Source organism: Burkholderia sp. Bp9015 (genome assembly GCF_003853505.1).
Taxonomy (GTDB): Bacteria; Pseudomonadota; Gammaproteobacteria; order Burkholderiales; family Burkholderiaceae; genus Burkholderia.
In genome coordinates, this window is record NZ_QTPZ01000009.1 from 183,192 (window position 1) to 202,375 (window position 19,184).

Below are 19,184 nucleotides of genomic sequence, written 5' to 3' on the forward strand. Positions count from 1 at the left end.
GCCTTTTCGCGTAGGCCGCCAGCGTTCCAGCCTCCGTCAGACAGGTTCGGAAAAGGATCCTTTGTCTATTCCACTTGGATAAACCATGCGATATCATCTGAACGACGATTGCAAGGACTTCGCCAAGCGGACCATTGCGTTTTCCCAAACCCTTCTGGAATCGTCTGCCGCAATCTTTACCTGGTTTGACGCTACCCAGAAGATCCCACCGTGCACGGAACACGGCCTCGGCGACGTGATGATTCGCGACTATTACCGAGACTTCAGAGAGTTCGATCCGATCTCCCCCGACTTCCTTTTATCAAACAGATCTTCGGTCGTTACTCTAAGAAAGATCGCAGACAATAGATTTAGAGATTGCCACATCCCATACGCACAGTTTATGGCGCGGCACGGGTTCGTGGACGAGGCCGCCTTTGTCTTTTGGCAGGACAACCGAGCCATCGCTTTTCTCAATGTTCTAAAAGGCAGACACGACAAAACGCTAGACAATGAATCCGTACTCCAGGAAATGCATAGCTATATCCAGTACAACCTGCTCGGATTGAATTCAATAAAAACCCATCGACTCAATCGGAAACTCACCGAGCACCATCTATTGACAGCCCGCGAGCTAGCGATCGCCAACTTGATTGCGAGTGGACTTTCCAACAAGGAGATTTGCCACGAATGCCAGATCGAGCTGGTGACGGTCAAAACGCACGTGGGAAGGGTTCTGGCAAAGCTCGGATTGAATACACGGTCACAAGTCGCGTCATTTCTGCACTCGATAACCGCGGATTGACCGTTGCAGTTCCGCCTCAGCGAAGTCTGATGCGTGCGGTCCATTGCAGTTCAGTTGCAGGCGGGGCGAACCGACGCCGCCCTCAACCAGGCCGTCGAAACGACTTGCGCCCCGCTCCAGGCACCATACGAACGCACGCGGCCCGCTGAGCCTGCAAGCTTTCGCAATACCATCAGCTTGACACGCCACGGTTTCGACAGCTTCGTCAAAGGTACAGACGAGAGATCGGGGCCGAATTGGCATGTTCAGTGGCGTTTCCACCGCGTACTCTCGCGGTGGCCGCTTCCATGCCGTGATCTGAAGTTGGACCGTTTTTTTTACTTTCGGCTACGCTCGGCCGGACTCTGCTCTCCATTCCGCACGTCGAAACGCAGGTGCGCAACCACTTGTCCGAGGCTGTAGTACGTAACCAAGCTGTTTCGGTCTGACTCAATGTTACGGATTCCAGCATCGGAATCCGTCTGACAAGCAGAGACCTCCGCTGAGTCAATCGGATGACGGCTATGCAGCGATCGCAGGAATATCTTTCGCATGACTCGGTTCCCTGTTGAGTCCACTACTGAGGTCTGTGCGCCAACCCGACGTTGAAGCGCAGAGGTGGTTACAATCGACAAAGCGTGAAGCATCATGATCTGTTCAAGTCGAACACCGGATCGCTCGACGCCAATCACAACGACATCGGAACGACGACGACCCAGGCGACGTGGACGATCTACACATCGTCTCTAGCGATACCCGATGCCCCTTGCTTGGCCAAGGCTTCCGCCAATAGCTTCCTTAGTCGATCATTCTCGCCCTCAAGGTATTTCAACCTTTGCGATTCAACGCCGTCGTTGCCACCAAACTTCGCCCGCCAAGAGTAGAAGGAGGTATCGCTGAAACCGTACGTCCTGCACAGATACTGGACCGCCTCGCCAGCTTCGGCCTCTCTCAAGAAGCCGATGATCTGCTCGTCCGTAAAGCGCTTCCGCATTCTCAAACCTTCCTCGAAAGTGACCTTTGCTGGCGTCAGGTAGCCTAGCGCTCCAGAGAACAGGTCGTTTCTCACATGGTCCCTCTAACTCGAGGCAGCATGTGACGACAGTTCCCTTCGTCGATTGCAGTACGATTCGATACCAACAAAGAGGATCACCTGGACAAGCACCGACACCGGTGTCGCCCACTGGTACAACGACGGGAAGAGCGACGCGTTACCGATGCACACTCCACATAGGGTTGCGATCAGGCATGAGCTCAATCCCGTCCATCGCCAGTTCTTGGTCACTTGAGGCATGACATCGGGCACATCTCGAGATCGTCCAACCCAGAACTGATCGACGAGAAGCAACGTGACGAAGCAAGCCATGGACATACCGATATAGTTCAGGGCACTCGCGAGCAAGTGCGTACCATCTGAAATCAGCACAGTGGCTGCAACCGCGCAGAACGCAACGATGACGACTCGTCTGCCGACGGAAACGCCAAATAGATGCTCGAGTGCGTTGACGAAGGCAACAGTGCCCGAGTAGATGTTCCCGAGATTGATTCTGAGCTGCGTCGTACAGGCGAAAATGATCCCCCCCGCACCCAGCAACGAAACGAAATAGACGCCAGGATTGCTTTCCCGCATCCGGACGGCGAACCAGATCCCCAAGATCCCGGTGATCCCATAACAGAACGCTGGAAACAACGCGCCGACAAAGACCGTCCCTGCTCGGAGCTCTCGTTTGCGCACAAATCGTGCATAGTCGGCCGTCACGAGACCAATGATGAAAGCGAGACCGTTAACGATGCCCAATACTTCAAGCAGGCTGGTGAAGGGGGCTGCCGCAAGCCGAATCTCCGGGAGCGGAGCGCCAGCCACGGGAACATCAAGCGCGTTTCTTATCGCCCACACAACAAACACAACGAACAGCACCAGACTCATCGTCTGGAATCTTGCAAGGACCTTCATGCCCGACCACACGAGCGGCAACATGACGAAGACAAGGCAGATGTATATCAACGCATGAGGAGCTTGCGGAAAGAGAGCCTGCAGCGAAGCCCCCATGATGCTGGCTTCTGCGACGAAGTAAGTGAGGCAGGCCACTCCGTAGACCAGGCTGAATAATCCCGCTCCACGATACCCGAGCACGGTTCTGGCCCAGATATTGATGCCAAACCCTGTCTGGATGGATCGACGAACGAGCAGCACACCGACGAATGTCGAAACGCAGTATCCGTAGGCCAGTCCGATCAGCGCTGCTGCTACGCCAAACCTCACAGTAATGATCGACGCAATCTGAGCAAAGAAAAGCGCGGTCGCAATACCTAACGTAGCGAAGAATATGCCCTTCCAACCGGTCCTTGCATCTTCAGGAACCGGACTGGACGCGTAATCATCATCGGAGTGAGTTGATGCCGGCATACAGAAATCCCAATACCTTCGTGTCAGGAAAATGCGCAACGCGGCGCCGCGGAACTCACGAAGGAATCACCCTCGTATCGGTCCGCGGCGCCTCATACAGATTGCTTCAGAACTTGTGCCGCAGGCCGACGGCTACAACTTCCTGAGTACCTTTGCCCGCCGCAATTCCGTACGACCCGATGGAAGCCTCGGCGGCGCCTTGCCCGTTCTGCCCGCTTGCATGCTGATACCCTGCGAGCGCATAGACGTCGGTGCGCTTGCTCAAGCTGTAGTCGGCCCCGATATTCACCTGGTGGTACTTGGCAGACGAATCCCCCAGTGCGCGCGTGTAGTTGTAGCCGGCGATGAGCAGGAACGCAGGCGTCACCTGATACTGGGCAAAGACCGAACCGTTGTGATACTTCTCCGACCCCGTGAACGTCGATGCCGAATCGGCCGAATACTGGGCATAGCCATACGCCGCGCCCACCGTGAACGGGCCCGCAACGTAATTGGCACCGATCCGGGCGATATTGATCGACCGGGCTGACGCATAAGCCGCATTCACCGGCGAATTAAACAGCGAGTCGGACGAGGAAGTGCCGCGATTGCCCAACGTCGCGTTGCCGTTGTCGATGTGGAGAACGCCGCCGCCGACGCTGAACGACGTGCTTTGATAGCCAACTGCTGCGCTCCACGTCTGCCCCGACCCCGTGGATCCAGCGACGCCGCCGAGCGCATACATGACCTCGGCCGAAACGCCGCCCCACGACGGACTCACCCATTTCACGGCGTTGTTGAATCGAGCACTCGAGTCGTAATTGTCGACGTCACCCGGCGTAGCGAACCAGCCGCTGTAGACATCAGCGGTCAACTGCTGTTCGAGATCGGTCAGCGGATCGTACTGACGACCGAGCGTCAGGGTGCCGTACTGGCTCGAAATGCCCACGAACGCTTGTCGGCTGAACAACTTTCCCGGTGTCGCAAGCGCGCCGTTCGTGCCGTCAAAGCCGCTCTCTACTGTAAAGATGGCCGAGAGCCCGCCACCCAGATCCTCCGTTCCCTTCAATCCCCACAGGGAAGCCGAAAGATTGCTGGGCAACATCCTCACTTGCGAACTCTGCCCGCCGCTGTTGTGTACATAGCCCACACCCGTGTCGACGATCCCATAGAGCGTTACGGAACTTTGAGCCTTTGCTTGCGAGTAAGCTACGATGCTCAGTGCGGCGACTGCAATGATTTTCTTGTTCATTTCCCCCCCCAAAATCACCAAAGTTAATTTCACTAGGAATACTGATTAAACGAACCATCGAATTTCTTCGATGCCTTCCGTTTCCATCTCAAGATCGACAATCTCTCATCGGGCAGAGTGCAGCGCCCGCGACGCACTGACATCGCTCGGCAGCATGCGGCGCGCGCTCCATACCCGTTCGAACTGGGCGCCGGATTTCTCCAGACGCTGGCCAGATCGTCAGAAGCGGCGCCGGCTTGTCCGCTCGTACTAGCCGAAGAAACTCTCGAGTTCCTTTGCAAGCGCCTCGGGCGCCTCTTCCGGGATATAGTGTCCGGAAAAGACCATCGTGCCGCGAACGTCCGCCGCGACCTGCTGCAGCTGCGGAACCAGGTCGGGCATTGATCCCTGATCTGCACGGACCGCAAGAACTGGCATCTTGAGCTTGCCCTTCGCGCTCAATTCGCGATTCTGCTCCGCAGACACCGAGATAGCACGGTAGTAAGCGAGACCGCCTTTCAGGCCATTCGTCAGGAACACGCGATGGTATTCCTCGAAGTCCGCTTGGGAGAACACCTGCGGGTTTGCCGCCTTCCGTTGCAAATACCACTCGAGATAGATGTGTTCGCGGCCGGCCAAGAGCGCTTCGGGAAGATCCGGGATGTTGTGGAATGCGACGTGCCACGTCCGCCACGCAACGTCGGAAGCCCACGGCAGCGTATCCGGAAGACTGATGCCCGGGATACCCGTGTCGAGGATCGCGAGGGCCGTGACCTTGTCGCCATTCATCGCCGCATAGGGATAACCGACCCATCCACCGATGTCGTGTACGACAAGTGCATGTCGATCGACACCGAGTTTCTCGACCAGGCCACGAAGGAGCCTGGCGGCCTTAGCCGTGTCGAGCGTACCCGCGGGACGATCCGAGTCACCTTGCCCGGGAAGATCCGGGGCAATAACACGGTACCGATGCCCAAGCAGAGGCAAAACCTTGCGCCATGCATACCAGCTTTGAGGGAAACCGCAAATCAGAACCAGCACGTCGCCGTCCGCCTTGCCGCCGCTCACATAATGCATCCGCACGCCATCAACCGTCTGAAAGCCTCGCTTGAAACCTTCGATGCCGGTCTCCGGCCATTCACGATTCGAAAACATTCACAAGCTCCTGTTGTTCCACCGACATGTGCAGGCGCGGGTACCTGCGCCGCGCCACGCGTGTAGCCAAACGCCCGCTCAGAAGGGATCCCGGGCAGCAGCAAGCCAGCCGCCGTCCATCACGTACTCGCTGCCATGCACGAAGTCGGCATCGTCGCCGCCCAGATACGCGGCGAGCTTGGCAATTTCTTCCGGCTGACACCAGCGGCGGGCCGGGAATTTCTGAAGGGCCGCCTCCATATCAGGCGAATTCGCCGTCGTGTGCTCCGACATCGCCAGCGGGGTTGCGGTTGCGCCCGGGCAAATCGTATTGACGCGAATGCCACGCGCTCCGTATTCGAACGTGAGTTGTCGAGTCAGACCGATTACACCGTGTTTGGACGCCGTGTAGGCAGTCCCGCCGCCCGCAGCACTGAAGCCCGAGGTGGACGACGTGTTCACGATCGCCCCTTTGCCTTGCTTCAACATCTGCGGAATGACCGCTCGGGCCATCAGGAACGGTCCCGTGAGGTTAACGGCGATGACGCGGTCCCACTCTTCGACGCTCACCTCGTGAGCCGTCGCGTGTCCATCCAGTATGCCGGCGTTATTGCACAGAAGCTCGATGTGCCCCCAACGCTCGATCACCGCCTTGACAGCGGCCTCGACGCTACGCGGGTCGCTGACGTCCACTTGATGTGCGTACGCCATCGACGGATTCGCCAACGCTTCGACAGTGGCAACGGCATTCTTGAGATTGATGTCGAGTGCGGCTACGTTCGCCCCTCTCGAAACGAACTCGCGAACCATTGCTCGCCCCATGCCGGAACCAGCACCGGTTACGACAACCACGCGCCCGGAATAATCATTCACTGAAACGTCTCCTTGACTTCACTTTGACCAGCACGTGCGCTGCTCACTGAGCCGGCGAATCGTGCGCTTTCTGTTTACAGGATTCGCTTGCATGCATCGTCTTGCGCCAATTAGACGAGGTCCAATTGTGATTCTCGATGCATGCAGATCACGAATTTCTATCAATTCGGCGAACTGGACCGAATACGGTCCACAATCAACCGGCACTCGGCAAACATCCGTCACGCGTCGTAAGTTACTTCGTTATGCGAATTAACAGCCGGACGCCGCTCAAGCCATGTGTAACGCACACCATCCTCAAGGTTGAAGATCGTGATCGATGAAGTGAGCTGTCAGGCACCGCAACAGGCGTGAACCATTGCGAGCGTTACGACCGTCTGGATGATGTCCGGCGGCCTTGAAACCATTGTATGTATGGCCAAGACGCCGTTCGTCCATCCAAAGGATGAGAAAAATTTCCATTTATGCAACCGGCGGCGAGGACGAACGCCCCGCCCCGGTGCACTCAGGCTATTTCGTTGTCGGTGTGCCCAGGTCGGCGGAGAATGCCGCAAGCTGGGTTCGGCTCTCGATTCCCAGCTTGCTCAGGATTCGAATGACATGTGACTTGACCGTGGCAAGCTCGATGCCCAGTGTCTCGGCGATATCCTTGTTGGACAGGCCGGCGGTCATCAGGGACGCGACTGCAAGCTCCCGCTCCGTCAGGAAATACTCGTTTCTCAGCGCGTGGTCTGCCTGGACCTTCTTGACGGATGCAAGCATCGAGAAGCTGTGCTGCATATAGTCGTACATCTGCCCGAAAGGTTCGGGAGTCGAGAACGGACTATCGCCTTGCTTCTTGATGACGGAGAGGCACGCTAGTGGCGTATCTCCCGCCCAGAACAGGAATCCGACTTCGTCCACGAGCCCGTACTTCCGCTGGTAATCCGACCAACTGGAGTGCTGGTCGTCGCGCTTTGCCCCTTTGAGGGTCACTACGGTCGCACGCTGTTTGATCAGACGATAGACGTTCAGCGGATCGGCCGAGGCGAATACCGTGTAATAGTCCTTGATGGTCTCTTCGGGCCATCCCATTTGGGTGTGCGGCAATAGCTGGTCGTGCGAATCGAGCCATGTGAACACGGCTGCCGAACAATTGAGCATCGACCGTGCAAAGTTAACGGTCTGAAGAGCGAACTCCTGGGATTCTCTGAATTTGCTGACTTCGACTAACATCGCCAATTCTCTTTGCCGGTAGGGATGAGCGCGAGCGCTGATCGCCCGAAATCAGCGGCCCGACAGGTGCGCCAGCACCGAAACCGCAAGCCTCACGAGCGGAGAGCATGAAATTCGCACCGGACTAACATCTGATACCTAATGCGACAGGCTACCGTAACGCGCCGCCGGATCATATTAGGGAAGTCATATACCCGCCGGCGACCATATTCCGAAAGTCAATCGGTTACACCCCCACTGCCCGAACGACCGTAATCGGGATGATCGGTCACGCGGCCCGGATCAGCGTCTCCGGTTTTCCTCGGCAGTATGTGGCGCACACGTCCCGGGCCGCGTCGGCTGCCGCTACGACGGCCGGTGATGCATTGACCGGCATGCACAACGACACGTCGATCGACGGCGGCCGCGGCTCCAGCGCGAGCTCGGCGATTCGCCCGTTCTCCAGTTCGTCATGCACGAACAGGTGCGGGACTGCCCCGACACCGTATCCATCACGCACCAATTGCACGATCGCAGCGACCGAAGAGGCACAGGTTATGCGTATCGCCTCGTCCGGGATGCCGGCTCCACCGGCCAGTGTTCGGACGATGCTTTCCACCGCCAGGTGCGACGTCGTGCCCCTTCCGAATGTCAGTATCGGCCGCGCCAGGGCGAGGCGAACCGGATCCACGTCCGAACCGGAAAGCAGCTCCCGGCTGACAATCCATCGAACCGGATAGCTTGCAATCCTGCTCGACGTGACTTTGTCGCTATCAACAACCTCTGCGCAGACAGCCATGTCGAGCTCGCCCTGCAAGATTTTCTTGTTCAGCGCCGGGCTCGAATCTACGGTCAGCTCGACCACCAAGCCCGGGATGCGCTCCCTCAACTGCGTCACATACAAGGAAAGCCAGCTGTGAACGATCGTGTCTATCACGCCGAAACGTATCGGTCCGCGTAACGCGAGATCGAGACCGGCTGCCTTCTTGAGCGCAAGGGTCGCGTCTACCACGTTCATCGCCAGCGTCAACAAGCTCTGCCCAGACAGGGTGAGACGAAAATCCGCCGCCGTTCGATCGACGAGCTCGGTCCTCAACTCGTCTTCCAAAGCCTTGATACGTGTCGATATCGTCGCGGGCGAAGTATGAAGAAGACGCGCCGTAGCCCGGAAGCTGCCTTGTTGCGCGAGCGTCACGAACGTCTCCAGGAAGCGTGTATTCATTGCCTCACCATCGAGGATGCAGGTTTCCGTCCCGTCATACGCCACAGAACACCTGCCTGCGCCCGTCGATCTTCTCGAGTCAACACGGCGAAGACAGCGCATTGGCGTCGAACATCGCTACGTTCGTCTCTGCTTGTCAGGAAAATGTTGACAGCCGTGTGCGGAATTTCTCGTTGGCTCAAGATCATTTCCGATCCTATTATTTATTCGCATTCCTTCTTTACGACGTAGAGTGCGAAAGCCATTCGGCAAACCGCGAATCTCGAAACGACGGATATATCTGGACCCTCGCCCCATGACGCCACGGAAAGTTCTCGGCACCGCCCTTCACAACGCTGCCCCGATAACCCGTACGAACCAGCGAAACGTATCCGCCACGGACCAGCGAAACGTCTCTCCGTACACCGCCCTTCTGCGTGAACCGATGTCTTCCATCGCGGCGAATGTTCCCGATCGGCCCGATCTCCGGTCGGTATCGATCCTCGGCTACAACTAAGTCTCGCGCCACGGATCTACATCCGCGACAGGAATTCGAGGCTCGCCGAGCGAGCCTCGGGCAGTATGTCGCGCAAGTTCTCCCGACTTGAACGCCTACAGCAGCAGCCGCTTCTCCGTTCTCGGTACGGCGCGCACATCATCGAGCGTCAGGTTCCGGCGGCTAAAACGCGTCGGTTCGACGGATACCACCGTTCCCGTGCGAGCAGACGCCTCGATCGCCAACAAGGCCCTCAGGTCAGCCAGGCCCTCTTCGACACTCGACGCAGGCTTGCTGCGTTTCTGAATGCATTCGGAAAACTGCTGAATCAACCCGCCGAAGTGATCGCAGTGCCGGAAATGCATCGTCTCCGAAGCATCCTTCGTGTTCAGTACCATTCGGGTCGGCGTTTCGAACCTGAAACCAGGTTCCATGGTCAGGTCCCCTTCGGTTCCCAGCACCCTGTACATATCGATCGACGCCGTGCCAAAACTGCAATAGAACTGCGCGATTCGATCGCGAGGGAAGCGCAACGTGACCGCAATGGCGTCGTCGATGTCCGAGAAGCGGGGATCTCCGGGCCGGCGCGTCGTGATCGCCGACGCATCAACGGGTTCGTCGGAGAAGACATGCCGCGCCGCGTTGACGCAGTAAATCCCGATGTCTTGAAGCGGGCCGCCCCAGTTCTTGCCGTCCAGCCGGTGGTTGCCCGTCGCGGACTGAAATCCGAACATCCCGCTGAAGTACTTCGGATCACCGATGCGGCCTTCCCGGATCGCTTCCAGTGCCGCGATCGTCCCTGCCTCGTGATGCAAGCGGTAACAGGTGCTCAACAACACGCCGGCCTCGGCTGCCGCCCCAATCATCGCCTCGGCATCCGCGACGTTGGTCGCCATCGGTTTCTCGACCAATACGTGCTTTCCGGCTCGCGCTGCGCGAATCGCATAGTCGGCGTGGAGCGGGTTGGGTACCGCGATATAGACCGCGTCGACGACATCGCTGTTCAACATCCGGTCGTAGTCGTCGTACCCGACGATCGTATCGACGCCGTGGAATCTCGCGAGCTTCCGCGCGCCGTCAGGATTTCCGGAAACCAACGCGCCGATCACCGAATTTCCTGTCTGGGCAACAGCCGGTATGAACGCCTCTTGCGATATCCATCCAGCACCTACAACAGCGTATCTGATCATGTTTGCCTCTATGCGTTGCTCAGGAACCGTAGACGACCGGCACAGCGCTCCGCTCGCACAGAGACCGACGCGCCGCATCCAGCACGACGGCTGCGTCATATGCGTCGTCGAGCGTCGACAACGGGGTCGTACCTTTCGCGACGCATTCGTTCACGAAGAAGCTTTCGACCTGAAGAAAGCTGTCCCAGTAGGTCGCGTCATCCCAGAACGGAAGTCTCGCGTCGCCAAACTTCGTGATATCCCAAGGGATCACGCCGCTTCCGTCGGAGCCGATGATCTTGAAATAGACGGACCATGGGTCCCGACTGCGATCGTCGGCGGAAAAGCTTCCCCACAGATTCGCAATCCTGCCGTTCGGATATTCCGCGGTGATCATCAGTTGATCGTCGGCATGCGGATCGTCGAAGTGCACGTTGGAACCGGTCGCGAACACCGACGACGGGCGGCCGACGAAGTACAGCATGCAGTACGCGTGATGCACCATCAGTTCGCGCATCGTCATATCCGGCGCACCGATCGAAGCGTCATGTCGCTTGTTGTAGATCGCCCAGAAATTGACAATCCTGCCCAGTTTCCCGGAAGCAACATGCGCATGCAGTCGCCGCATGCTCTCTGCATAGACATAATTGTGGGAAGGCATGCAGATCCTCGATTGCGAACGTGCAATCTCCGCAAGCTCGCGAATCTGCGTCGCCTGCTCGCACAACGGTTTCTCGAGCAATACGTGCTTGCCTGCCAGTAGCGCACGCCTGGCCATGTCGAAGTGCGACGCAGTATTCGTGCACACGACAACCGCGTCGACCGCTTTGTCGCCCAGCAGTTCGTCGACAGTTTCGTACGCACGTCCACCGAACCTGTCGACGAATTCTTGCGCCTTCCTGTAAGTCCGGCTCCAGCCGCCGCAAAACAACTGCGGATCCAATTCGGCGAGAGCCGTCACGTGCAGCTCTGCTACGTTGCCGAGGCCGGCGATACCGATCTTCATGAGCGCACCCGATATGTGAGAAATGGCGACCGGCTGGCCTGCTCATGCCGGTCATGTCGATCAGCCGGCGATGTCCACCGGCTGCCCGCGCTGCCACGAAAGCGTGGCGGCGTCGGCGATCAACTGGGCCTTCAAGCCATCGCCGGCATCCGGCAGCGGCATTTTTCCCGCCGACAGGGTGTCGATGAAGTAGCGCATTTCGGCGAGATAGGCGGCGCCGAAGCGCTCGAGAAAGAACGGCTGCGCGACCGGCATGGCGAACCCGACTTCCGTGGCACGCTCCACCTGAGACTCGTGAACGTTCTTGACACGCAGCATGCCGCGCGATCCGTGGACCTCGATTCGCTGGTCATAGCCGTAGGTCGAGCGGCGCGAATTCGAGATCTGGCAGATGCGCCCCGACTTCGTCGTCAGGATCACTGCCGCCGTGTCCACGTCGCCCACTTCCGCAATGGACGGCTCGACCAGCACCGATCCGGCGGCGAACACACGCACCGGATCTTCGCGCAACAGGAATCGCGCGAGGTCGAAATCGTGAATCATCATGTCGCGAAAGAGGCCACCGGACGTCTCCAGATACGACAGCGGCGGCGGTGCCGGATCGCGCGATGTGATCGTGACGGTCTCGACGTCGCCGATCTCGCCCTCGCGTACGCGGCGCGCCAACTCGCCGAAGTGCGGGTCGAACCGCTGGTTGAACGCCGTCATGAAGGGCACCCCCACATTCTCGACGGCCTCCATGCATGCCTTTACCCGGGCCGACGACAGGTCGATCGGCTTCTCGCAAAAAATGGCCTTTCGCGCGACCACCGCCGCGTGAACGAGATCGAAATGCGTCGATGACGGTGTCGCAATCACGACCGCATCGATGTCCTTCCCTTCGAGAATTTCCGATGCATTGCGTGCGTCAACCCCAAATCGGTCAGCGCAGGCTTCCGCGGCGCTTTCGTTGACGTCTGCAACCGCGACCAGCGTTGCCGACGGAATCTGCTTGATACCGAGTGCATGAACTTGACCAATGCGCCCACATCCGAGAATTCCGATTCTGATCATTTTTCCTCCTGAGTGGCACAAACCTCTGCATTTCCGTGGATTGGCATGACTACGCGTACATCGTCGGACGGTAACGCTCGGCCGCGAACGTCACTGATGTTCCGCGCCCCATCTCAGCGACGATCTGCTCTGCGACTGACGTCGTGACATAGCCGTCCCAAGCATTCGCGCCACCGCTTGACGTACCGGCGCCGATCGAGCGGACCCACTCATTGAGTTGCTTCACATAGGCCGACCTGAATCGGTCGATCCAGTTACCTGCATAGGCCGTCATGCCGTAGCCGCCGGCATTCCTGCCAACACATCCGGGCGGAGCAGTCTCGATCGTTCCGTTTCGCCCGACGACCTGTACGTGCACGTGATAGCCATACTGGCAATTCATGAACACCTCCGACGACACGATTACGCCGCCGGTCATTTCCATCACGACGACCAGCGGATCGCCGTTTCCAGCACTGTAGACACGTGCGCCAACAGGTTCGGAATCGAGCAACCATCGGCTTGCATCGATTTCATGAACGAACGCATTGGTGATGGACATCGGGCCGTTGAACCAGTCCGGCGCGATGGGATTTCGGTGGACGTTGTGCACGACAACCGGTGCGCCGATGTCGCCCTCCCGGACAGCACGCTTCATCTCGATGTACGGTTGGTCGAAACGACGCATATAACCGACCTGGACCAGCCTTCGGCCCTTCGCAATTTCCGCGTCGACGACCTTGAGTGCCTCGGCCGCCGTACCGGCCAGCGGCTTCTCGCACAGAACCGGCTTGTCGGCCTCGATGCACTGCAGTACGAGGTCGCCGTGCAGCGTGTCCGGTGCGGCAACGAGAACGGCGTCGACATGCTCGGAGCGAATCAGCTCCCGCGGGTCCGTATAGACTCTCGCGCCGCCCGCCACGGTCCGCGCGCGCCCTTCATCGGCATCGCAGACCGCGACCAACTCCGCACCCGACGTCTCTTCACGCAGAATGCGCGCGTGCTCCGATCCCATTACGCCGACACCGATCACCCCAATTGCCAAGGTCATCCCCTGCCTCCGATCTATTGACACGCTATCGTTCGAACGCGGCCGTAGTGGAGGCCGCATCCGGATCTATCGCAGTTCGCCGCCCCGACGGTGATGCTTCGACGTTGGCCGCAGATGAGGAGGCGCTCGCCGGATCCATTACCGACGAGCCGCGTTACCGATTCGCCACTCACCGAGGAGCTCACCGCCTTCGCACGACTTCAGGCGGCGGCCGTGTTATCCGCGAGCCGGCTGCTGGATGTGTTCCCACACGCCGCTTTGCCCCGACACGAGGATCGCATCCGCGATGCGCTCGATCTGGACGCCGTCCTCGAAGTTCGGCGCGGCAGGCTGGTTCCCGGCGATGGCCTGCAGGAAGTTGTACCACTCGATCGACTTGATATCGATGTAGCCCTGCCCCATCCCGGCAACCGGCCACAGCTTGTCGCCGAACGGTTGATGCGGGCCGGAGTAGATCGTGCGGAAGCCGAACGCGTCCGACGGATCGTCCGCGAACGCCACACGCAGTTCGTTCAGGCGCTGATAGTCGAACGCAATCGAGCCACGGGTGCCGTGGATTTCGAAGCCGAGCTGGTTGTGGTGGCCCCACGCATTGCGCGTCACTTCGATCGTTCCGCACACGCCGTTGCTGAACTTGATCATCGTCATGGCCATATCGTCGACGTCGACCTTGCCCTTTTCCGACGATGCCTGACCTGCCGGGCCGAAGAAACGGCCCGCCGGCAGCGGCCGCTCGGCGATGAAGGTCTTGACGATCGAGTTCACCGATTCGAACTCGCCGACGAGCAGGCGCGCCGCATCGATGACGTGCGTGCCGATATCGCCGAGCGTGCCCGAGCCTGCCTTCTCCTTGTTGAAGCGCCACGACAGCGGCGTGCTCGGATCCGCGCCCCAGTCCTGCAGGTAGTAGCCGCGGAACGTCAGGATCTCGCCGATACGCCCTTCGTCGATCAACCGCTTGGCCATCTGCAGCGCCGGCGTGTGGCGATAGTTGTACGAGATCATCGTGACCACGCCCGTTTCCTTCGCGGCCGCATGCATGGCTTCCGCGTCGGCTACCGTCATGGCCATCGGCTTCTCGCACATCACGTGCTTGCCTGCCTTCGCGGCGGCGATCGCGATCGCCGCGTGCGTGTCGTTCGGCGTACAGATGTCGACGATGTCGATATCCGGGCGCGACACGACTTCGCGCCAGTCCGTCGCATGCTCGGCGAACCCGTATTGCGCAGCGGCATTGCGTGCGAGTTCGTCGTCGATGTCGACCACGACCTTGCGTTCGATTTCCACCGGCGAGCCGAACAGGATCGGCACCACGGCAGTTGCGATGGAGTGGGCCTTGCCCATGAAGCCAGTGCCCACCAGAGCGACATTCAGTTTTTTCACGGTTTTCCTCCAATAAGGCTGTCGTACTCGTGACGCACTCAGCCGATTCCTTGACGCTTCCGGCATCAATTGGGTTTCTCGCCAGTCACTCAGGATTCCGAATGATGTGGCATGCATATTTTACATCTCGACAGTTCACGCTCGATTCAATGTCGCTTTCGCTCCTTAATCGATAACCGCGATCTTTTCGCCCGCCGCCACCGGACGTCCGGCTGCCCCCTGGATCCGGATTCGCCCGCCTTTCGGCGCGACGACACGCATCTCCATCTTCATCGCTTCCATGATGGCGACGGCATCGCCCTCCGCTACGGTCGCCCCTTCTTCCACCAGCCATTTCTGCAGCGTGCCGGGAACCGGTGCGGTCACGATGTCGGCACCCGTTTCCGCCTTCACCGTGTCATCGAATGCGCGTGGGGCACCGACGTTCGCAAACAGCGACGCGGGCAAACCGACCGTGTGACGCTTTCCGTCGATTTCGATGAAGCTCTGCAGCAGGCCTCCGTCAACGGGCGCGACGCGTCCGGAAGGCTCGACCCCGCCGAACTCCGTTTCGATCCAGTTGGTATGAACCTTGAAACCATCGTCGCCGGTGAAGCGCTTGTCCTCGAGCACCGCCCGATGGAAAGGCAACACCGACGCCACGCCTTCGATATCGAATTCGGCGAGCGCGCGACGGGCGCGCGCGAGTGCTTGTTGGCGCGTATCGCCGGCAATGATCAGTTTGGCCATCAGCGAGTCGTACAGCCCTGGAATCTGCGAGCCGGATTCGACACCGGAGTCGAGCCGCACCCCGGGCCCCGCGGGCGGACGAAAGCGCGTGATCGCGCCTGGTGTCGGCAGGAAGCCTCGGCCCGGATCCTCCGCGTTGATACGGAATTCGATCGCGTGACCGCGGGGCTCCGGCGTCGCCGTCAGCGAGACAGGAAGGCCGTCCGCGATGCGCAGTTGTTCGATCACGATGTCGACACCGGTGGTTTCCTCCGTCACCGGATGCTCAACCTGCAACCGCGTGTTCACCTCGAGAAACGAGATGACACCGTCTTGAGAAAGCAGAAACTCGACCGTGCCCGCCCCCGTATAGCCGGCCTCTGCGCATATCCTGCGCGCGGCGTCGTGAATGCGCGCGCGCTGTTCGTCGGTGATGAAAGGCGCGGGAGCCTCTTCCACGAGCTTCTGGTTTCGGCGCTGCAGCGAACAGTCGCGCGTGCCGAGCACGACGGTGTTGCCGTGATGGTCGGCCATGATCTGCGCCTCGATATGGCGCGGACGGTCGAGAAACTGCTCGGCGTAGCAGTCGCCCCGGCCGAACGCCTCCGTCGCCTCACGGACGGCCGAATCGAACATCTCCGCGACGTCTTCGATACGTCGGACGATCTTCATGCCGCGCCCGCCGCCCCCGAACGCGGCCTTGATCGCCAGCGGCAAGCCCACTTCCCGCGCGAAGGCCACCGCGTCCGACGCACTGTTCAACGGCCCGTCGGATCCCCTGACCAGCGGCGCGCCGACCTTCGATGCGATACGCCGGGCCTGCACCTTGTCGCCGAGCGCGGTGATGACCTCCGGCGACGGGCCGACCCAGATCAGTCCGGCATCGATGACCGCCTGGGCGAACTCCGCGCGCTCGGACAGGAAGCCGTAGCCCGGGTGGACCGCATCGGCACCGGCGCGACGGGCGATCGCCAGAATCTTCGAGATGTCGAGATAGGTCTCCGCCGGGCGGCCAGCACCCAGCCCGTACGCTTCGTCGGCCAGTTCGGCATGCAGCGAACCGGCGTCCGCGTCCGAGTAGATTGCGACCGATGTCACGTTGTAGTCGCGCGCGGCGCGAATGACGCGAATGGCGATTTCGCCGCGATTGGCGATGAGCAGCTTCTTCATCGAACGAGTTCCTTCACTTGCTGATCGAATGCGGATATCGGGTTGAAGCGGATGCGGGCGCCGATCGGAATCTGCCCGAGCATGCCGAGATGATGGGCCGCGACGACGGCAATCACCGGGTACCCGCCGGTGACGGGGTGATCGGTCAGGAACACCACCGGCTGGCCGCTGTGCGGCACCTGAATCGATCCGAACAACGTGCCTTCCGACGGTAGCTCCGCGTCGTCGCGCCGCGCCAGCGCCAGGTCGCCCGACAGTCGCATGCCGACGCGACTCGACTCGGGCGTGACGCGCCATTCCTGCGACAAAAACCGTGCAACGCCTTCGTCGGTGAACCAGTCGGTGCGCGGCCCCGGGACGACGTCGACATCGACTACGTCGCCTGCGCGCGGAAGTGTCCGCGCGGCCGGCAGCTCCGGCTCGACGAACGTAACGGCCTCGTCGGCCGGGACCAGGACATCGCCTCGAACGATCGGCGCCGGGCCGATCCTCGAAAGCGTATCGGTCGACGCAGACCCCAGCGTGCGCTCGACGACGAACCCGCCACGCAGTGCGACGTAGCTCCGCATGCCGCGGCCGGGCATATCGAGCGTGACTTCATCGCCCGCATCGACGGCAAAAGGACGAGAGTGCGGGATCACCGTCACGCGGCCATTCGCGTCGCGAATCGAAATCGGGCACGGCGCCCCCGTCACTGCGAGGGTCACCGGGCGATCGGGCACCAGCGAAAGGCCGCCGAACATCACTTCGAGCGCGACGCGACTGCCCGGATTGCCGACACAGGCGTTCGCGAGCCGCAGCGCGGCGCTGTCGACGGCACCGCACACGGAGACACCCTGGTCAGCCTGTCGGGGCCGCCCGAGGTCCTGATACAGCACCGGGCGATCCGCACGCGTCACCAGAATGCCGGTGCCCGAAACCTGGCGCACCGGCGTCGGCGCCGGCGCCGGCCACCCCGATACCGGAACGGCCGAACCTTTGCTCGCATCGCGGAAACGAACCCGATCGCCGGGTGCAAGCAAAGCCGCACGCGGACGCGTCGCGTCCCACATAGGCACCTGCGTCGTGCCGAGAAGCTGCCACCCTCCGGGGCTATCCGAGGGATAGATCCCGCTGAATTTGCCCGCGATCGCGACCGAGCCCGCCGGGATGCGCACTCGAGGCGTCTTGCGTCGGGGAACGTCGAATCCCGGATCGTCGGTGGTCATATACGCGAACCCCGGTGCAAATCCGGTAAACGCGACCGAGTGGACCGCATCCAGATGTCGCTGGACGAGCTCGGCCACGGACCATCCCAGCAGTTCGGCAACCTCGCCCAGATCCTCTCCGACGTAGGAAATAGGGATATCGAACATGCTCCCGCCGCGCTCCCGGCGAACGGACACGTCCAGCTGCCCGAGCCGCTCGATCAGCGCCGCACGATCGATGACAGCCGGGTCGAAGCGAACCAGCACGGTGCGCGCGCCCGGAACGACTTCGTCGACGCCGTCCACTTCGCTCGCGAGCAGCCGGTCGAGAAGCGCCAGCGTCGTTTCGAGACTCTCGAGCTCGACCAGCATGCCGGCAGAGCCGGCCGAAAGGATGCGCATCTGCTCAGACACGGTTCTCTCCCCTGCACGCCCCGGCAAATGGCCGAAGCGCGACGCCGCGCGCGGCGAGTTGCGTTTGCAGCAAGCGAGCAGTTGCAACGGCCGACGGGTTGTCTCCGTGGATGCAGATCGACTGTGCGTCGATCGTGATGTCCGTGCCGTCGATCGCGGTCACGACACCCTCCTGCACGAACCGCAGCATGCGACGCGCAACAGTGTCTGGATCGTGAATGACCGCCCCTTCCGCGCGGCGATTCACGAGGCTTCCATCCACGTTGTACGCGCGGTCGGCAAATGCCTCGCCGACGACGGCAAGGCCGGCTTCACGCGCCTGATCCGCAACAGGTGCGCCGGCGAGCACCATCAGCACGAGCGTCGGATCGATCGCCAGAATCGCGTCGATGACGGCCGCCGCCTGGTAGGTATCGTGCGCGATCGTGTTGTACAGCGCGCCGTGAGGCTTCACGTAGCGAATCGACGTGCCCGCGGCCTTTGCAAGCCCCTGCAGGGCACCGATCTGGTAGATCACGTCGCCCGTCAGTTCTGCATGGGATGGCTGCATGTTGCGACGTCCGAAGCCCACCAGATCGCGATAGCCGACGTGCGCGCCGACGGCGACACCGCGCCGTGCCGCTTCATGCAGCACGGTATAGATCCCCGCCGGATCGCCGGCATGAAAACCGCAGGCAACATTCGCGCTCGTCACGATGTCGAGCATCGCCGCATCGTCGCCCATCCGCCAGGCGCCGAAGCTCTCACCGAGATCGCAGTTCAAATCAATGCTTACCATGACGCTGC

At 60.5% G+C, this 19,184-nt stretch carries 15 protein-coding genes and 1 pseudogene; 1 reads left to right on the forward strand and 15 read right to left on the reverse strand.

Annotation, left to right across the window (positions count from 1 at the left end):
* Positions 1–85: 85 nt before the first annotated feature.
* On the forward strand, positions 86–784 hold the full coding sequence (locus DIE12_RS12745) for a response regulator transcription factor (RefSeq protein WP_124551273.1): 699 nt from the start codon (positions 86–88) through the stop codon (positions 782–784).
* Between the two features lie 754 nt (positions 785–1,538).
* Here DIE12_RS12745 and DIE12_RS12750 read toward each other — a convergent pair.
* The 15 genes and pseudogenes from DIE12_RS12750 to DIE12_RS12820 all read right to left on the reverse strand — a co-directional run.
* Positions 1,539–1,757, reverse strand: a pseudogene (locus DIE12_RS12750) (transposase); the annotation flags it as partial.
* A gap of 84 nt (positions 1,758–1,841) precedes the next feature.
* Entirely contained in the window at positions 1,842–3,170 is a 1,329-nt protein-coding gene (locus tag DIE12_RS12755; protein WP_124551275.1) for a cytosine permease, read from the reverse strand.
* Between the two features lie 106 nt (positions 3,171–3,276).
* Positions 3,277–4,401 carry a porin gene (locus tag DIE12_RS12760; RefSeq protein ID WP_062885823.1) on the reverse strand — a complete coding sequence of 375 codons (1,125 nt, stop codon included), beginning with the start codon at positions 4,399–4,401 and terminating at the stop codon, positions 3,277–3,279.
* Positions 4,402–4,650: 249 nt separating this feature from the next.
* Positions 4,651–5,535 (reverse strand): alpha/beta fold hydrolase, encoded by an 885-nt coding sequence (locus tag DIE12_RS12765; protein WP_124551276.1) that lies wholly within the window; start codon positions 5,533–5,535, stop codon positions 4,651–4,653.
* Positions 5,536–5,613: 78 nt separating this feature from the next.
* On the reverse strand, positions 5,614–6,387 hold the full coding sequence (locus DIE12_RS12770; protein ID WP_124551277.1) for an SDR family NAD(P)-dependent oxidoreductase: 774 nt from the start codon (positions 6,385–6,387) through the stop codon (positions 5,614–5,616).
* A gap of 510 nt (positions 6,388–6,897) precedes the next feature.
* Complete coding sequence (locus DIE12_RS12775; RefSeq protein WP_124551278.1) at positions 6,898–7,602, reverse strand: response regulator transcription factor; 705 nt, start codon at positions 7,600–7,602, stop codon at positions 6,898–6,900.
* A gap of 268 nt (positions 7,603–7,870) precedes the next feature.
* The gene (locus DIE12_RS12780) at positions 7,871–8,803 is read right to left on the reverse strand and encodes a LysR family transcriptional regulator (RefSeq protein ID WP_124551279.1); all 933 of its coding nucleotides are present in this window, start codon (positions 8,801–8,803) and stop codon (positions 7,871–7,873) included.
* 591 nt (positions 8,804–9,394) lie between these two features.
* Entirely contained in the window at positions 9,395–10,567 is a 1,173-nt protein-coding gene (locus tag DIE12_RS12785; protein ID WP_311768011.1) for a Gfo/Idh/MocA family oxidoreductase, read from the reverse strand.
* Entirely contained in the window at positions 10,488–11,453 is a 966-nt protein-coding gene (locus DIE12_RS12790; protein ID WP_124551281.1) for a Gfo/Idh/MocA family protein, read from the reverse strand. The genes DIE12_RS12785 and DIE12_RS12790 overlap by 80 nt, the downstream gene beginning before the upstream one ends.
* A gap of 60 nt (positions 11,454–11,513) precedes the next feature.
* A complete protein-coding gene (gene iolG, locus DIE12_RS12795; protein WP_124551282.1) occupies positions 11,514–12,506 on the reverse strand; it encodes an inositol 2-dehydrogenase in 993 nt (330 codons plus the stop codon).
* A 49-nt stretch (positions 12,507–12,555) separates the two neighbouring features.
* Positions 12,556–13,536 carry a Gfo/Idh/MocA family protein gene (locus tag DIE12_RS12800; RefSeq protein ID WP_124551283.1) on the reverse strand — a complete coding sequence of 327 codons (981 nt, stop codon included), beginning with the start codon at positions 13,534–13,536 and terminating at the stop codon, positions 12,556–12,558.
* A 216-nt stretch (positions 13,537–13,752) separates the two neighbouring features.
* A complete protein-coding gene (locus DIE12_RS12805; RefSeq protein ID WP_048985716.1) occupies positions 13,753–14,919 on the reverse strand; it encodes a Gfo/Idh/MocA family protein in 1,167 nt (388 codons plus the stop codon).
* 165 nt (positions 14,920–15,084) lie between these two features.
* A complete protein-coding gene (locus DIE12_RS12810; protein ID WP_124551284.1) occupies positions 15,085–16,797 on the reverse strand; it encodes a biotin carboxylase N-terminal domain-containing protein in 1,713 nt (570 codons plus the stop codon).
* Complete coding sequence (locus tag DIE12_RS12815) at positions 16,794–18,398, reverse strand: urea amidolyase family protein (protein ID WP_124551285.1); 1,605 nt, start codon at positions 18,396–18,398, stop codon at positions 16,794–16,796. Before DIE12_RS12815 ends, DIE12_RS12810 begins: the two co-directional genes overlap by 4 nt.
* Positions 18,391–19,176 (reverse strand): LamB/YcsF family protein, encoded by a 786-nt coding sequence (locus tag DIE12_RS12820; RefSeq protein WP_060067754.1) that lies wholly within the window; start codon positions 19,174–19,176, stop codon positions 18,391–18,393. The genes DIE12_RS12815 and DIE12_RS12820 overlap by 8 nt, the downstream gene beginning before the upstream one ends.
* Positions 19,177–19,184: the final 8 nt, after the last annotated feature.

Bases quoted from the DNA above. Each gene is read 5' to 3' on its own strand.
- DIE12_RS12820 (WP_060067754.1), bottom strand. From the start codon at position 19,176: ATGGTAAGCATTGATTTGAACTGCGATCTCGGTGAGAGCTTCGGCGCC.
- DIE12_RS12755 (WP_124551275.1), bottom strand. From the start codon at position 3,170: ATGCCGGCATCAACTCACTCCGATGATGATTACGCGTCCAGTCCGGTT.
- DIE12_RS12780 (WP_124551279.1), bottom strand. From the start codon at position 8,803: ATGAATACACGCTTCCTGGAGACGTTCGTGACGCTCGCGCAACAAGGC.
- DIE12_RS12810 (WP_124551284.1), bottom strand. From the start codon at position 16,797: ATGAAGAAGCTGCTCATCGCCAATCGCGGCGAAATCGCCATTCGCGTC.
- DIE12_RS12775 (WP_124551278.1), bottom strand. From the start codon at position 7,602: ATGTTAGTCGAAGTCAGCAAATTCAGAGAATCCCAGGAGTTCGCTCTT.
- DIE12_RS12800 (WP_124551283.1), bottom strand. From the start codon at position 13,536: ATGACCTTGGCAATTGGGGTGATCGGTGTCGGCGTAATGGGATCGGAG.
- DIE12_RS12765 (WP_124551276.1), bottom strand. From the start codon at position 5,535: ATGTTTTCGAATCGTGAATGGCCGGAGACCGGCATCGAAGGTTTCAAG.
- DIE12_RS12790 (WP_124551281.1), bottom strand. From the start codon at position 11,453: ATGAAGATCGGTATCGCCGGCCTCGGCAACGTAGCAGAGCTGCACGTG.
- DIE12_RS12745 (WP_124551273.1), top strand. From the start codon at position 86: ATGCGATATCATCTGAACGACGATTGCAAGGACTTCGCCAAGCGGACC.
- iolG (WP_124551282.1), bottom strand. From the start codon at position 12,506: ATGATCAGAATCGGAATTCTCGGATGTGGGCGCATTGGTCAAGTTCAT.
- DIE12_RS12785 (WP_311768011.1), bottom strand. From the start codon at position 10,567: ATGACGCAGCCGTCGTGCTGGATGCGGCGCGTCGGTCTCTGTGCGAGC.
- DIE12_RS12760 (WP_062885823.1), bottom strand. From the start codon at position 4,401: ATGAACAAGAAAATCATTGCAGTCGCCGCACTGAGCATCGTAGCTTAC.